We start from the raw sequence: 14,223 nt of genomic DNA, 5'->3' as shown, positions 1-14,223 counted from the left end.
GGGCACCGTCATCTCAGAAGTCCGGGTGGTTGGTCGCGGCGTGGTACTTGCCGCTGTGGAACAGGAGTGGTTCCCCTCCAGCATTCTCGTACTTCTCCACCTCGCCGACGTAGATGACATGGTCGCCGGCATCGTGTCGTGAGACGGTCCGGCACTGGAACGTGGCAACGGCACCGTCCAGCAACGGGATTCCGGCGATTCCCTCGCTGGTTTCCGCGCCGGCGAATTTGTCTGTAGCCGGCGTTGCGAACTGGCGCGAGAGGACGTGCTGGTCACTGGCAAGGATGTTGATGGCGAAGTGCGTGGCGTCCTGGAAGTCCACCAGGCTGGGAGCCCGCTTGCTGGGGCACCACAACACCAGCGGAGGTTCCATGGAAACGGACGTGAAGGAGTTAGCGGTCATGCCCACTTTCCGCCCGTCGACTCCAAGGGTGGTGACCACCGTGACGCCCGTAGCGAATTGTCCGAGGGCGCCCCGGAAGTCCCTCAGATCAAAAGCTGACGAATCTTCGTCCTTGCGTGCCTGCACAAACTCGGCGGCAGCTGCGGGATCGAACCACCATGGGTAGAACGTGCGGGGATCATCGAAACCTCCAGCGATGCTTGCGGCCAGAGCCGGGTGGTCAGCTGCTTCGGCCAGGACGGCCTGTTGGTGTTCCCGCCGGGGTTTGAGCATGTCATTTGTCCACGCCACAGCCCACTGACCCCAGCCCCGCCAGAACTCGTCAAAGGTGCGTTCCATCCACTGCTTGTCGAAAGGCTGCTGCCCTCGCCGCACGATGGAATCCAGGTAGTACTTGGCGGCCAGCGTCGCGTTGTTGGACCCCTGCCCGGTGAGGGGATCGTTGAGCAGGACGGCGTCGCCCAGGCCGAAGACAAGGTTGCCATTGCCCAGTTCGCCAACTGCCGAGCGAACGGTCGGGGTGATCCGGCCCAGGAGTGTTGCGCCCTCATCGGTGAGCGTTGCGTTGGCGAAGTTCTTCGCCTCGTGGGGGAAATGCTCTTCCAGGATTTCCAGTGATCGGCTCAGCTGTTCCTGTGGACTTGTAACATCGGTCCACCTATCCATCGGGCCGCCTACGACGCCTTCAAAGACCATCATCTGGCAGGGCCCGGACACGGTGAGTCCGGGGAAGGTGAAGAATTCCCCGACTCCGGGGACTACGGACATGCGAATGCTGTCGCTGGGCTGGTCGGCGGGGTCGTTGGATGTATCGGTTGAGACCGAGTCGAATGACACCGTATCGAGTGAGACATAATTCATGGCGAGCACTCTTTGTGGCCGGTCGAACGGCGACTTGGACCTGTCCTTGGGGAAGATCTGGGCGATCTCGCCCTTTCCGGTGCTAACGATCGCCAGCTCGTAGACCCGAGTGAGCTCCTCCAGCAAGCGCGGCGTGACTTTCTCTATACGGAAGTCGCCGCCGCCAGACACAAAGGTCTCGATCCAGGCCGCACTCTTGATGCGCTGATCCACGGAGCGGGCGGTCCCCTCAAGGGGCGCCTCCCACTCGATGGCGGCTGAGCCGGATTCGCCTTCCACACGCAATCGGATGGCACCGATCCCGGGCACGGCTTCGTCGTCATAGAGCTTGGTGAGGGCTGAACTTAGCTGCGCTTCGGCGGCCAGCGCGGTGGGGAACATGCATTGGCTGGACATGACCTTGCCGGTACGGATTTGAGCGGCCGAACGGTCCGAGAATAGGGTGATTTCATACCCCTCCCGCTGCAGGCCCAAGGCCAGTTGGGCGCCGGATTCGCCGGCTCCGATGATTGCGATCTTTCGCATGTCTGGTTTTCCTTCGAGGAACGTTGTTGCCAGGAGTAGTGGAGCGACTATCAGGTCGCGGGTACGGCAGAGCCCACGCTTGCAAGGTATGCAGCGGCCTTATCCGGATCCATGAACCATTCCTGGAAGTCCGGCGGGTTGTTGAATCCGTTGGCGAACCGGTGCGCGATCTCGGCCGACTGACCGGCCGCTCCCAGAAGCGAAAGGACATGCGGGGGCGGCGGAGCCAGCAGCGCGTTCGTCCACTGTGCTACGTGCTGTGCATAGTTCCAATACGTTTCGAAAGTGGCCTGCATGAACGCTGCGTCGAAGGCACCTTCGCCGTGCGCCGCGATGCTCTGCAAGTAGGACGCCGCACATTTACTGGCGTTGTTGGAGCCCTGGCCGGTGATGGGGTCGTTCAGGACCACGACGTCGGCGAGTCCCAGGACCTTCTTGCCACTGGGAAGCGTGGCGATGGGGTGGCGGACAGTAGGAGCGAACCGGCCCTGCAGGAACCCGTTGGGATCGGTCAGCTCGACGTCGGATGCACGGCGTGCTTCCCACGGCAAGAACTGCTTCAGGATGTTTTTGGACGTCTCCAGGTGTTCCCCGGCAGTCAGGCCCTTCCAGCAATCCATGGGTCCGCCCGGGATGCCCTCGAAAACCATGATTTCGCACGGACCGGTGGTGGTGAGCGCCGGGAAAGCAAAATACTCGCCCACCCCCGGAATCAGGTTGAAGGAAACGGCCGAGTGTTCTGCCCTGGGCTCCATTCCCGTGACGTACGTCAACGCCAAAGCGCGTTGCGGTGCGTCATAGGCGCTGCGCTGGGCATCGCGGGTGAAGAGCTGCGCAATTTCTCCCTTGCCGGCAGCCACAATCACCAGATCGGAGTAAAGGGAGTAACGCTCCAGTTCTTCAACGCCGGCGTCCTCGAACACGAGCTCGCCTCCCTGCGCCACGAACTCTTCCATGAACCTCGGGAATTTGACCCGCTGGTCAATGGACTTGGCCGGGTCATCCAGACGAGAGGCCCAACTGATGGCCTTCTCACCAGCAACCTCAGGATGGGGGATCGTGAACGATATTCCATCCACGGTGGGAGCGTCAGGCCAGAAATCCAGACCGAGCGCCCTCTCGTGCTCAAGGGCATCGTGGAAGATGCATTGGCTGGAGGAGACTTTTCCCTCGTGGATTTCTTCGGCGGTGCGGTTGGAGATCGTGGTGACCGCGAATCCGGCCTTAAGCAAACCGATGCCAAGTTGCAGACCCGATTGCCCTGCTCCGACGATGGTGATGTGGCGCTGTGTCATAGTGTTGACCTTGTCTTTCTGCTGTCTCTGCATCCGTAAATGATGGGGGAAGATATTTGGCCTGGCCTCGGCGTTGGCTCGGGATGGGTTTGTTCCCAGCCGGGGAGACCAATGTGTACGAGCTTGATGTCATTCATGTGTCGTCACCTCTTTTCGGCGGCAAGTAGTGGGATAGCTTCTTCGGCGCGTTCGGGTCCCAAAGCGGAGTAGCCGCCGTCGACGGCCCAATCAGCTCCTGTGACGAAGCTGGCAGCGTCGCTGGCGAGGAAGGCAACCACGGCTCCGATCTCCTCTGGCCGTCCCACCCGCTTCAGGGCGTGGAACGGGGCTGCCACCGAGTCCGTTTTGTCAAGGTCGCCGCCGGACAGGGTGTCCATGATGTTGCTCCACACCCATCCGGGGCTGACCGAATTGACACGGATGCCGTCGTCGGCGAGATCGACTGCCATGCTCCGGGTCAGCTGGACCAGTGCGGCCTTGCCCGCGGGGTAGAGCCAGCGGCCCGTCTGGGCGACGGAACTCGAAATCGAGGTGAAGTTGATGATGGCTCCGTGCCGGGACGCCTTCAGGTACGGGCGCGCCGCGTTGCTTGCCATGACGGCGCTCACCACGTTGACGTTCAGTGCCTGTAGCCAATCGTTCCTGTCCGAAGCCGCACCGTCGTCCTTGTAGCTGCAGGCCAGGTTGACGAGGATGTCGATGCCTCCGTGGGATGCTGCCGTATCGTCCATGAGCCGCGCCACCGCTGCGTCATCTGTGATGTCAGTGAGGGAAAAGCTGATGTCACTTCCCAGCGTGTGGAGCTGGGCGCCGCCGTCGGCGTCGATGTCGGCGACCACAACGGTGGCACCGGCATCGCGCAGCGCCTTCGCGACGCCTTGGCCGATCTTGGTGACGCCGCCTGTGACGACTGCGGTCCTGCCCGAGAGTGCTGACATAGCTAAACCTTTCGTAGTGAATCCATGGGGTGGGAGGTCGTGGGGTGGGAGGCCGTGCCTACTTGACGGTGGGCCTGGGTGCGGGCTTCGGATGAGTCCGTTCCCACTCGCTTCGGCGATCATGGACCAGCTTGACGTTCTTCATCTCTGCTCACCCCTTCCGTCGGTTTCGTTGCTGCGTTTCTATGACGTGCGTCATACTTGTTCTAAGAGCGACTCTATTCACAGGCGAAAAACGGGTCTATCCGCTTGGCGCAGGGCTCATCCGAAAAACGAAAACCGGGGAAGGAACGCGCAATGGTGAGAATCCTTCCCCGTGATGTCCTACGGGGTCTCCCAACAGTGACCACGACCGACGTGGATGATGCGCACCAGAAAATCGCCGATTTGTTCTGCGGTCACGATCTCGTTCCGCAAACCCGGGGGACGTCCGTGGACATGAAGCTGCGCTCGTTGCATCGCGGTGATGTTGGCATCGAATTCCTGGATTATGGCGCCAACGTCCGGATCAGTCCGGAAGGCCTGGAGAACTTCCATCTCATCCAGATCCCCCTCGCGGGCCGCGCACACATGGAAGTGGGCTCATCCTCCGTGGAGTCCAGCCCCAAAACCGCGACAGTACCGCCGATCGACCGCCCATTCACCATGACGTGGGATCGCGGAACCCCGCATTTGATTGTCTACGTGAGCCGCCTCGCCCTTGCTTCCGTAGCGGCGCAACTCTATGGCGAGGATCCGCACGGTCGTGATCCCGGCAGAGGCGATCCGGAGGAGAGCGTGAAACTCGGCTACGCGATGGACCTCACCGGCTCTGCCGGCCGGGCATTCCTGAGGTCTGTCGTCGAACTCCACGACGACATGATCAGCCAGGAGCAAAGGACGGCTCCAAGCTTCGTCCAGAAGCTTCTCGCGGACACGATGGTTTCACGGCTGCTCCTGGCGATGAATCCTGTGACCAAGGCTGACCGCTCCAGTCCGGCTTCCGAAAGCCGGTTGATACGACAATTCCGGGAACTGCTGGAACGGCACGCCTCTGAGGAGTTGGCGGTTCCAGACATCGCAGAGAATCTGGGAGTGTCGGTGCGTACCCTGCAACTGGCTCTTCGCTCCGAAGTGGGGGCAACGCCGTCGGAGTTGTTGAGGAGGGTACGCCTGGACCGGGCCCGCGAACTGCTTCTCGCCGCTGCCCCCGGACAGGAAACCATAGTTTCGATCGCTGAACGCTGCGGTTTCTCCCATCAAGGGCGCTTCTCGGCCCTCTACCTCGACACGTTCGGCGAGCTGCCATCAGAGAGCCTTCGCCGCTAGCCTCGCTCGGGTGTCAGCGTGAGATGGTCCTCAATGACTCACTTGACCAACCCACTGCGGAGGTTTAGAGGCCTGCTGTTTAGGGACGCCCCGCAATCTTTGCAGCGTAGCGGACGGCGATTCCTTGTACTTTTCGCTGTAGTATGCGGCAAACCGCCCAAGGTGGGAGAAGCCGGCGTCGAAGGCGGCTTCGGCCACCGTGGCCGCGACTGGACCGGCCTGTCCCTCCAACGTCCGGCGTGCACGCGCCAGCCTCATGTCTCTCAGTACGTGTGCGGGGCTCTGGCCGATGTGCGCCTGAAAGGCATTATGCAGCTGCCTTGTACTGATACCGACGGCGGAGGCCACATCATCAATCCGGATGTTTGCCCCCAGGTTCTGCTCCAGGTAATTGCAGGCTGACTCAACGTACGCCGGAGCCCCCTTGTTGCCAGGCAAGGGGGCGAAAGCCGGCTCCAGGAAAGGAGCAAGCCCGGCGGACATTGTGGCAAGAAGGATATTCTCAAGCCACGTGACAGATTCTCCTGCGATGCCCTGGTCCAGCTGGCGGCAGGCTTCCAACCAGGTTTGCGACACCATGTTTGGATTGCTGAGCTGTAAGGGAACGTCGCTGGCAAGGGAAATGGGCTTGACCAGCACGCGATTCGACGTAGCCGCCAAATAGTTTTCCAGCACATCTGCGTCGACACCGCCAACCAGGGCTCCGCGCAGTGGATCCGGAACCATCTCGGTCTGATGATGGGAGCTCAAAGCGAACGGAGTGTTCGCCACCCACTGGTTGCCGCAGGATTCCACGAGCATCGGACCCCTCGGGATGACAAGCAGCGCCCGGCGACCCGAAGGCGGACTGACAATCGTGACCCCAGTGCCGTACGAGACAAAAACCAGGCTGATGGCGCCCGCCACAAGACCGTTGACCGTCCCGTCGATTCCGCGTCCCTGATGCGGAACGAGCAGATGCTCATCCGACGTCAGGCTGTTGACCGAGTCACGGACAACTGCTGCCGAGGTGCTGCGGGTTAGAGCATGTGCCTCAAGGGGTCTATCCGCAGGCAACTGACATGAAACAGCGTCGACCGCACCCGTTGAGTCCATGTAGTGACCTTTCCCTGACCGAGATCTGGATCCCGGTACTGCCAGCTGCTCCTCGAACATCGTCAAAGGCATATAGCGTGTGCTTGACGATAGTCATTGCTTCTATACATTGGCAAGTGCCGGTTCGCGGACGCCCAGCTTCTCCAAGCGCGGGAGTACCTCCTGGACGAAGTACTCAAGCTCGCCCGCGTAGTCCACAAAGGCAAGTGTCATCCCGTCAAAACCGGCCTTGGCGAAGCGGGCAATTTCTCCGGCCACTTCATCGGGTGTGCCCACGAGCGGGCAGGAGCCATGGCCCGCGGCAAAACGGGATCGCATGGTCCCCAACATTTCCTTGGTGAAGGACTCCGCGTGCAGACCCTGCAGATTCATCAGGTAGTCCACCGCACCCCAATCGGCATTCTCTTCTGCGTAATACGCGAGATAGTCCGTTGCCTCCTGATGGCTCGGCCGGCACACCACATGGCTAAGCGTCAGAACACCAACCTCACGCTGGTAATTCGCCATCGCCTGGCTTCTCACGGAGCGGACAATTTCCGCCCCGTCCTCGGGCCCGCCGACCACCGTGAAGACGAAATCCGAGTTCCTTCCAGCGAAGTTCCTGCCTTGCGCGGAGGAACCCGCATTGAGAATGGGAACCTTTCCACCGGCGGGCTTCGGCGATGCCTCAACATGCTTAAGCGAGAAGAATTTCCCATCGAAATCAAAGACTCCTTCCTCTTGCCATGCTCGGCGCACCACCTCCCACCACTCCTGGGCGAAACCGTAGCGATCGTCATGGGCCTCCGCCATGTCCACGCCCATGGTTTCGTACTCGGGTTGATTCCAGCCGGCCACGATATTCAGTCCAGCACGGCCGCCACCGATCGCATCAAGGGTGGCGATCTGCTTCGCCGTCACCAGTGGATGGTTGAACGCTGTGTGAACCGTTGAGAAGACAGAAATCCTTTCGGTGGCGGCCAGGAGCGCGGCGGCCCAGGGAATGGGCTCGAGTACCGAACCATGAAAGTTCGTATCGCCCTTGTAACCGATCCATCTCGCGATGGGCAGCAGGAAATCAATTCCTGCTTGGTCGGCTATGCGGGCCATCCGAAGGTTTTCCTCCCACGTTGCTCCCCATCTTTCGGGAATCTTCGTAACGGCCAATCCTCCAGAGCAATTTGCCGAGAATAGTCCGAGCCTGAAGTGGTCTTTTCTGTTCATGGGATGCATGATTCCTCTTTCTGGTCCTGTCAAAGTGTTGGTGATGTCACGAGCCGTCAGGCGCTGTTCTACGGTTTCCGCAAGTGCTGAAAGAGCAGGGGATCGAACGACTCCGGTTGCGTTATGTGGTCCACTTGGCCGACCAGGATCATGTGGTCGCCGCCCTCATATCGGGCCCATAGCCGGCAGTCGAGTCGCAGCCCTACGTCCGGCAACGCAGGCGCGCCGGTATATCCCACAAGGGGAGTGAGACCTTCAAACTTGTCCTTGCCGCGCTGGGCGAAGCGGGGGACGTAGTGCCCAAGATCTTTCCCCAAAACGTGGATGGAGAAGTTATCTGTCGCCATCCAGGTCTCAATGCTGGACGATGCTTTGTCCACGCACCATGAGACAAGGGCCGGGTCCAGGGAGACGGACGCGAAGCTGTTCATGACCATGCCGGCCCGTCGACCACCCGCCGCCGTTGTCACGACGCTGACGCCGGAGGGCCAATGCCGCATGACGGACCTCAGGTCCGGAGGGACCTCACAGGCTTCCAGGTCTTTTGCTACAAACGGTTGCTGTTGGATGCTTTCAGTCCACATCGTGTGCCACCTCCAGTCAGTGTTGCGAACGTTCCACAATTCTGCGGATCGCAGGCTGACTGGACTATCCGTTCTTCGCTGACTTATGGCCGTTTTGCGCCAACTAGCGCCGCGCCCCAATCCCTAATCCAGCAGGGAAAGTACGAGGCGGCGTTCCTGTCATTGGAACGCGCCCAGCTGGATGTTGACGGCAATCACGACGGACGCCAGCGCGAGGATTCCCCCGGCGAGCTGCAGGAGGAAGCCGCCCTTGGAACGCCGCAGCCCTCCTGGCATGGACCGTGGCATGAGGGAGACTGCACTGAAGCTCGTCACCAGTGCCGCTGCGATGATGACGCTCAAGCTCAGCATGGCGTCAGAACCTTCCCCGGCTTGGATAGCTTCCAGGGTGATACACGACGACGTTGTCGCATTGTGACTGCCCTTTCGCAGACGGATGCAACAACAATATCGTCAATTGTTGACAACGAACAAGGCTTTCTTGCTGGTCTTCGCTCAGCCTTCTCTGGGGGCGTCGGTCGAAGGCAGGGACCGTTCGGCAAGTTCGCGCGCCATCTCGTCTCCGACTTCCCGGAGCTTTTCTGCCAAGAGCGCTGCACTGGGGGCCAACGGCCTATCCGGATGGAGCAACAGGCCCACTTGTTGAGCGAGTCCGTTCAGATGAAGGCCGACGATCTTTATATCCGGTTCAGCCAAGGCCATGGACTCCGGCATGAGGGCCAGGAACCCGGCCTCCACCACGAGCGTACGTACGGTGGCCGGAGCGCCGGATTCGACCTGTTGCGCAGGAGGGGCAAGTCCAGCATTCCGGAAGTTCTGTTCGAGCTCATCCCGAAGGGGCGTGTTGGCAAGTGGTACCACCCATCGGTAATCTGCCAGGTCCTGCAGGGAGACTTCGGGTATGGCGTGGGCGGGGTGCCACGGAGCGGCGACGATACGGAAGTCCTCGCGATACAGCGGGGCGAGCCGTAGCCGGGCGGTACTGGGATGGTCGGTCACCCGGCCTACCAACAGGTCCAGGTCACCGTTACCCAGTTCCTGGATCAGCGTCTCCGGGGGTGCTTCGCGCAGACGGACTTCCACCCGTGGCTTTTCGGCGGTGAGCCGGGCGACGGCGCGCGGCAACAGGAGATTGGCTCCGGTGACATGAGCGCCCACCTTGACAAGGCCCGACGCCGGGTCGGCCAGTTCCTCTACCCGTCGCCGCAGGGTGCTGAGATGGCCGACGATCGCTTTTGCATGCTCAAGGCATGCCTCCCCGGCCAGCGTAGGCACCATCCCACGCGCTGTTCTCTCGAAAAGAGGCGCGCCGATGGCATGCTCGGCTTCCCGTAAAGCCCGGCTCAACGCCGGCTGTGTCAGATAGAGTTCTTCGGCGGCCCGGACAAGGCTGCCTTGCTCTGCGACGGCGAGCACAATAACAAGGTGACGCAGCTTTACGTGGGTTGTCAGCAGCGCCCGCAGGTCCATGTCTTCATCCTACGGGTCCTCATCCTCCGGGCTGCTGCACCCGGCAGCGGGCCGGGATCAATCAGCGGGCAGCAACAGCAGCAGCCCGGCGCGGGGAGGCGACGTCCCGGTCCCACTGTGCTGCCTCCCGGCCAGCGGCTTTGAGCACCTGTTTGCGCACTTTGCCGTTCTCGGTCTGGGGCAGTTCATCCACCACCCGCAGGAAGCGGGGTATGGCGAAGGAAGCGAGCCGGGGAACACAGAACTGGCACAACTCGGCAAAATCCACAGGCTCACGGAGGACCAACGCGGCCATGACCTCATCTTCACCGAGTTCGGAATCCACTGCGTACACGGCAGCCTCCTGGACGGCGGGATGCTGCCGCAGAACCTGCTCAACCTCCACTGAGGAGATGTTTTCCCCGCGGCGCCGGATGACGTCCTTGATGCGGTCAACAAACCGGACCCACCCGTCCTCTTCCAGGACGACCCTGTCCCCGGAATGGAACCAGAGATCCTGCCACGCCTTCGTTGTCGCCTCGGGCATGGAATGATATCCGGTGGCCATTGCATGGGGCTGGTCACTGCGGATGAGCAACTCACCCGGCTGCCCGTTGGGAACGGGCACTCCGTGGGCGTCCACAACGCGGATGGAGAATCCGGGCCGCACCCGGCCGACGTACCCTGGGCGCCACTGATGGGGCGTGGACCCGATCACCGAGTTCGTCTCGGTGGATCCGTAGCCGTCCAGAAGGAGCACTCCGAACCGCTCCTGGAAGGGTCCGACCAGCCGGGCAGGTGTGGCCGGGGAAAGGGCCAGGCGAATGTGGTGGTTCCGATCACCCGGTCCCGGCTCCTTGCCAGCGAGTATTCCGACCATCGCGCCCAGAAGGTATGTCACCGTCGCTCCCGCTGAGGACGCATCTGCCCAGAACCGCGAGGCCGAAAACCGTGGGCCGAGTACGTACTCGCCTCCGCAAGCGACGGCCTGCATGAAGGCATTGAGGGCGTTCGTGTGAAACAGCGGCAAACAGGTGTAGAGCACGTCATCGGGCCTCAGGCCCAGCTGGTCTGACATATTTTCAGCCCACCAATAGAACTGCCCTTGAGGGCACAGCACACCCTTGGATACCCCGGTGGTGCCGGAGGTGTAAAGGATGGCAGCCGTGTCTGCCGGTCCTGTTTCCACTGGCTCCACTCCGGGAACCGGTTCAGGGACCGGAGTGACCTCGAAAGCGGGGGTGGCCTCGAAAGCAGTGGTGATGTCCGCCGTCGGACCATCAAATACCCACACCTGCTGTAGGTCCGGTACGGGACCAGCTGCGGCGATATGTGGCAGCAGTTCAGCTTCAGCCACCATCAGTGCCGGCCGGGAGTTGGTCAGGACATGGCGCAACTGTTCGCCCCTGCTCGCCGTGTTCACGGGGACAGCGACGGCGCCGATCCATGCGCAGCCCAGGATGAAGTCCAGCAGTTCTGTCCTGTTTGAGGACATCAGGGCCACTGTTTGACCAGCCTCGATCCCGGCACTGCGCAGCAGGCCGCCAGCGCGGGCAGCGGCGTCGGCCATCATCTGGCTGTCCCGACGAATTTCACCGCAGCGGAAAAGAGGCGCTGCAGGAGCTTTCCGGACCCGTTCAAGGAGCATTTCCGGGATGGTCAGGGGACGGAGGTTTGGGCCTGTTACTTGAGGGTTCATGGCTGATCCTGATTTACGTTTGAGGGGACAGGGATGAAGGCGTGGACGCCGGGGCCGGCGTTTGGGTTGTTGGTGAGCGGCAGGCTTTCACCGGGCACTGTCGTGCCGCCGGTCACGCGGGCAATGACATGAGGCCCGTTCGGGATGGTCAACGTGGCCAGAAGCGTGCCGTCGGCCAGTTGCGTTGTCTGCTGGACGTCTGCCTGCTCGGCCTGGACCGTCGAAAAGTCATCCTGTCCGCAGCGTGGGCAGAGGAGACGTGCCGGAAAGAGGAGGCTCCCGCATCCAAGGCAGGCTTGGATGGCGGCGCTCATTGGGCTGCCTCCAGCACCGACATCGTGGCGCAGGCCCCGTAACGGTACAGGACCATCCCGTAACCGCTCACGACTGCGTGGCGTGCCGTGACCTGGCGGGCCCCAGCTCGCCCCATCAGCTGGGCGGCGGCTTCAACCAGTCCGTGCATTCCGCCCGCAGCCCCGGCCTGGCCGGCCGAAAGCTGGCCTCCGGAGGTGTTGACGGGCAACAGGCGCGTGGCAATTCGGTGTTCGATGAAGTCGGCCGGGTTGTCCTGATTTGAAAGAAGGCCCAGATCCGCCAATTGCGCCACCACCATGGCCGGGTAGTCGTCATACACGCAGGCGAGGCCTATGTCGCCCGGACCGATCCCGGCCTGCTCCCAGCCGTTGGTTGCGCAGGCTTGCAGGCCCGTTGCCAGGCCGTCGTCGGACTGTTGGTCGGAGTTGTACGAGGCCTTTACGGAAAGCACTTTGGCGCGGGGAGTTCCCTTGCTCCGATCTGCCACCAGGACAACGGCGTCCGCCCCGGTAACGGGAGGTACACAGTCGTATCGGCCCAAGGGGGTGGCAACCATCGGGGCGTTAAGGTATTCGTCCATGCTTAGCGATTTGCGGTAGACAGCAGCTGGGTTATCCATGGCCCATTGGCGCTGCGCCACGGCGATGCGGCCGTAATCTTCACGGCAGAGTCCGAGGCGCTCCATCTGGCGGGACGTGAGCATCGCAAAGAGGGCATTCGGTCCGTTCATCGGCAGGGGCGCCAGGTGCTCTTCAGTCGCCTTGTTGTAACTGGCAACAAGACGTGAGAACGCGGCCTGGTCCATGAGGTCGCCTGCGGCCAGAACGATGACGTTTGCGTCGCCTGCTTCAATGGCGCGGACGGCATGCTGGAGCATTCCGCCTGCGCTGGCGCCCCCGTTGGTGTCTTGCATTAGCCAGGAGAGTCGAAGGCCCATGCGCCAGGCCAGATCGATGGCGTGATCGGGTGCGAGCGTGAAGCTGGATACCGCAAACCCATCCACGTCGCTCGTTTGGAGGCCGGCATCATGCAAGGCCTTGCTCACAGCCCGGGCAATAGTCTGGGACGTCGTTGTCCCTGCTGAAGGGTGCCGGGTGTAGGGGGACTGTCCAGTCCCGATGATGGAGACCGTCATGGCCATCCTTTCTAAAGAACGACAGCAGAGCAGAGGAACTTTTGGGTGCCTACGAGAGAACTTCTGCCTCGTGGCCGGCCTTTTCCTTCTGGTCGGCTTTGATGCCATGGCGGGAGAAACCCAGTGCTATGAGCGTGACCAAGACCAGGCCAATCACATAAAGGGATACCGGGATGGAGGAACCGTATTGCAGCAGCAAGGCTGTGGCGATCAACGGGGCGAATCCGCCGGCAAAGACCGCTGCGAGCTCGTGGGCGATCGCCATCGCGGAATAGCGGACCTCGGCGTTGAACAGTTCGTGGAAGAAAGCTGGCTGCGTTCCGATCATTGCGCCGTGGCAGAGGCCATTGCCCAGGAGGAAGGCCAGGATGACGATGGCGGGAGTGTTGGAATCAATCATGGAAAAGAACGGGAAAGCCATGGCACCCATGCCAACTGCACCAAGGGCGTAGACAGGACGCCGTCCAATCCTGTCTGAGAGATGGCCGAAGAAGATGTAGGTGCCAAACGAGACAAGCATGGATACTGCCACTGCCATCAGCAGCAGGCCCTTGTCCACGCCCACGTGAACTCCATAGGCAATGGAGAAGGAGAGGAAAATGTACGAGCCGCCGTTCTCGGCCACACGAAGTCCCATGGCGACGAGGATTTCGCGGGGGTGGGTTTTGATGGCCGCAAGCACGGGGAGGCGGTGTTGCTTGCTGTGACTGGCGACGGTGAACTCCTTGCTTTCCGGTAGCCGGAAGCGGATGTAGGCACCTACTGCCAGCAGCACCACGCTCAGGAGGAACGGGACGCGCCAGCCCCATGCCAGGAACTGGGCGTCCGGCATCAACTGGACCACAAAGAAGACCAAGGAGGACAGCACGAAGCCGAGCGAAATTCCTCCCTGGCTGAAGGCGGAGAGCATGCCCCTGCGGGTAGTGGAGGAGTTCTCGCTGATCAGCAGGACGCCTCCGCCCCATTCACCACCGGCCGCGATGCCCTGGATGACCCTGAGCAGGATCAACAAGGCAGGGGCCCACAGCCCTACTTGCGCATAGGTGGGCAGCAAGCCCATGAGGGCTGTGCTGATTCCCATGATGGACAGGGTCATGACCAATGCGCGCTTGCGCCCCAGCCTGTCGCCGATGTGTCCGAAAATGATGCCGCCCAGAGGACGGGCTGCAAACCCGACGGCGAAACCGGCGAAGGCGGCCATGGTACCAACCAGGGGGTCGACGTCGGAGGGGAAAAACAACCGACCAAAGACGACTGCCGATGCAGTGGCGTAGAGGAAGAAGTCATACCACTCCAGCGCATTGCCCACGAGCGAGGCAACAACGTACCGACGGACGCCGGGACGTTGTCCCGGCAAGGTGTGCTGTGGATGGGACATTGTTGCTCCTTAGTGCGAAAAGCTCTGGCAATCGT

Annotated in this window: 13 protein-coding genes; 1 reads left to right on the top strand and 12 read right to left on the bottom strand. The window is 61.7% G+C overall.

The genetic code is table 11. The annotated features are described in order from the left end of the window. Nucleotides 1–13: 13 nt before the first annotated feature. The 3 genes from AB4Z15_RS00605 to AB4Z15_RS00595 all read right to left on the bottom strand — a co-directional run bounded on the left by AB4Z15_RS00605 (nucleotide 14) and on the right by AB4Z15_RS00595 (nucleotide 4,022). Complete coding sequence (locus AB4Z15_RS00605) at nucleotides 14–1,789, bottom strand: flavin reductase (protein ID WP_442015568.1); 1,776 nt, start codon at nucleotides 1,787–1,789, stop codon at nucleotides 14–16. Between the two features lie 50 nt (nucleotides 1,790–1,839). Continuing rightward, entirely contained in the window at nucleotides 1,840–3,117 is a 1,278-nt protein-coding gene (locus AB4Z15_RS00600; RefSeq protein ID WP_442015567.1) for a styrene monooxygenase/indole monooxygenase family protein, read from the bottom strand. 110 nt (nucleotides 3,118–3,227) lie between these two features. Beyond that, a complete protein-coding gene (locus AB4Z15_RS00595; RefSeq protein WP_442015566.1) occupies nucleotides 3,228–4,022 on the bottom strand; it encodes an SDR family oxidoreductase in 795 nt (264 codons plus the stop codon). 297 nt (nucleotides 4,023–4,319) lie between these two features. Between AB4Z15_RS00595 and AB4Z15_RS00590 the strand changes: the two genes are divergently transcribed. Next, nucleotides 4,320–5,330, top strand: coding sequence for an AraC family transcriptional regulator (locus tag AB4Z15_RS00590; RefSeq protein ID WP_442015565.1), 1,011 nt, complete (start codon nucleotides 4,320–4,322; stop codon nucleotides 5,328–5,330). A gap of 30 nt (nucleotides 5,331–5,360) precedes the next feature. Here AB4Z15_RS00590 and AB4Z15_RS00585 read toward each other — a convergent pair whose 3' ends face one another. The 9 genes from AB4Z15_RS00585 to AB4Z15_RS00545 form a co-directional block, all read right to left on the bottom strand. After that, the gene (locus AB4Z15_RS00585; RefSeq protein ID WP_442015564.1) at nucleotides 5,361–6,425 is read right to left on the bottom strand and encodes an AraC family transcriptional regulator; all 1,065 of its coding nucleotides are present in this window, start codon (nucleotides 6,423–6,425) and stop codon (nucleotides 5,361–5,363) included. 102 nt (nucleotides 6,426–6,527) lie between these two features. Then, nucleotides 6,528–7,628, bottom strand: a complete 1,101-nt coding sequence (locus tag AB4Z15_RS00580) for an LLM class flavin-dependent oxidoreductase (RefSeq protein ID WP_442015563.1) — start codon at nucleotides 7,626–7,628, stop codon at nucleotides 6,528–6,530. Between the two features lie 68 nt (nucleotides 7,629–7,696). Next, nucleotides 7,697–8,212, bottom strand: a complete 516-nt coding sequence (locus AB4Z15_RS00575; protein WP_442015562.1) for a flavin reductase family protein — start codon at nucleotides 8,210–8,212, stop codon at nucleotides 7,697–7,699. Nucleotides 8,213–8,371: 159 nt separating this feature from the next. Continuing rightward, on the bottom strand, nucleotides 8,372–8,563 hold the full coding sequence (locus AB4Z15_RS00570) for a hypothetical protein (protein WP_442015561.1): 192 nt from the start codon (nucleotides 8,561–8,563) through the stop codon (nucleotides 8,372–8,374). A gap of 144 nt (nucleotides 8,564–8,707) precedes the next feature. Next, complete coding sequence (locus tag AB4Z15_RS00565; protein WP_442015560.1) at nucleotides 8,708–9,682, bottom strand: LysR substrate-binding domain-containing protein; 975 nt, start codon at nucleotides 9,680–9,682, stop codon at nucleotides 8,708–8,710. A 61-nt stretch (nucleotides 9,683–9,743) separates the two neighbouring features. After that, complete coding sequence (locus AB4Z15_RS00560; RefSeq protein WP_442015559.1) at nucleotides 9,744–11,360, bottom strand: ATP-dependent acyl-CoA ligase; 1,617 nt, start codon at nucleotides 11,358–11,360, stop codon at nucleotides 9,744–9,746. After that, a complete protein-coding gene (locus AB4Z15_RS00555) occupies nucleotides 11,357–11,674 on the bottom strand; it encodes a zinc ribbon domain-containing protein (protein WP_442015558.1) in 318 nt (105 codons plus the stop codon). Before AB4Z15_RS00555 ends, AB4Z15_RS00560 begins: the two co-directional genes overlap by 4 nt. Then, nucleotides 11,671–12,810 (bottom strand): thiolase family protein, encoded by a 1,140-nt coding sequence (locus AB4Z15_RS00550; protein ID WP_442015557.1) that lies wholly within the window; start codon nucleotides 12,808–12,810, stop codon nucleotides 11,671–11,673. The genes AB4Z15_RS00555 and AB4Z15_RS00550 overlap by 4 nt, the downstream gene beginning before the upstream one ends. Nucleotides 12,811–12,859: 49 nt before the next feature. Then, nucleotides 12,860–14,188: an MFS transporter gene (locus AB4Z15_RS00545; RefSeq protein WP_442015556.1), complete on the bottom strand. Its 1,329-nt coding sequence runs from the start codon at nucleotides 14,186–14,188 to the stop codon at nucleotides 12,860–12,862. Between the last annotated feature and the right edge of the window lie 35 nt (nucleotides 14,189–14,223).

It is taken from the genome of Paenarthrobacter sp. 2TAF44, assembly GCF_052114885.1.
GTDB lineage: Bacteria > Actinomycetota > Actinomycetes > Actinomycetales > Micrococcaceae > Arthrobacter.
This window is presented reverse-complemented; position numbering and strand designations above follow the sequence as displayed.

Bases quoted from the DNA above. Each gene is read 5' to 3' on its own strand.
- AB4Z15_RS00595 (WP_442015566.1), bottom strand. From the start codon at position 4,022: ATGTCAGCACTCTCGGGCAGGACCGCAGTCGTCACAGGCGGCGTCACC.
- AB4Z15_RS00550 (WP_442015557.1), bottom strand. From the start codon at position 12,810: ATGACGGTCTCCATCATCGGGACTGGACAGTCCCCCTACACCCGGCAC.
- AB4Z15_RS00605 (WP_442015568.1), bottom strand. From the start codon at position 1,789: ATGCGAAAGATCGCAATCATCGGAGCCGGCGAATCCGGCGCCCAACTG.
- AB4Z15_RS00600 (WP_442015567.1), bottom strand. From the start codon at position 3,117: ATGCAGAGACAGCAGAAAGACAAGGTCAACACTATGACACAGCGCCAC.
- AB4Z15_RS00555 (WP_442015558.1), bottom strand. From the start codon at position 11,674: ATGAGCGCCGCCATCCAAGCCTGCCTTGGATGCGGGAGCCTCCTCTTT.
- AB4Z15_RS00570 (WP_442015561.1), bottom strand. From the start codon at position 8,563: ATGCTGAGCTTGAGCGTCATCATCGCAGCGGCACTGGTGACGAGCTTC.
- AB4Z15_RS00580 (WP_442015563.1), bottom strand. From the start codon at position 7,628: ATGAACAGAAAAGACCACTTCAGGCTCGGACTATTCTCGGCAAATTGC.
- AB4Z15_RS00585 (WP_442015564.1), bottom strand. From the start codon at position 6,425: ATGGACTCAACGGGTGCGGTCGACGCTGTTTCATGTCAGTTGCCTGCG.
- AB4Z15_RS00590 (WP_442015565.1), top strand. From the start codon at position 4,320: ATGGTGAGAATCCTTCCCCGTGATGTCCTACGGGGTCTCCCAACAGTG.
- AB4Z15_RS00575 (WP_442015562.1), bottom strand. From the start codon at position 8,212: ATGTGGACTGAAAGCATCCAACAGCAACCGTTTGTAGCAAAAGACCTG.
- AB4Z15_RS00560 (WP_442015559.1), bottom strand. From the start codon at position 11,360: ATGAACCCTCAAGTAACAGGCCCAAACCTCCGTCCCCTGACCATCCCG.
- AB4Z15_RS00545 (WP_442015556.1), bottom strand. From the start codon at position 14,188: ATGTCCCATCCACAGCACACCTTGCCGGGACAACGTCCCGGCGTCCGT.
- AB4Z15_RS00565 (WP_442015560.1), bottom strand. From the start codon at position 9,682: ATGGACCTGCGGGCGCTGCTGACAACCCACGTAAAGCTGCGTCACCTT.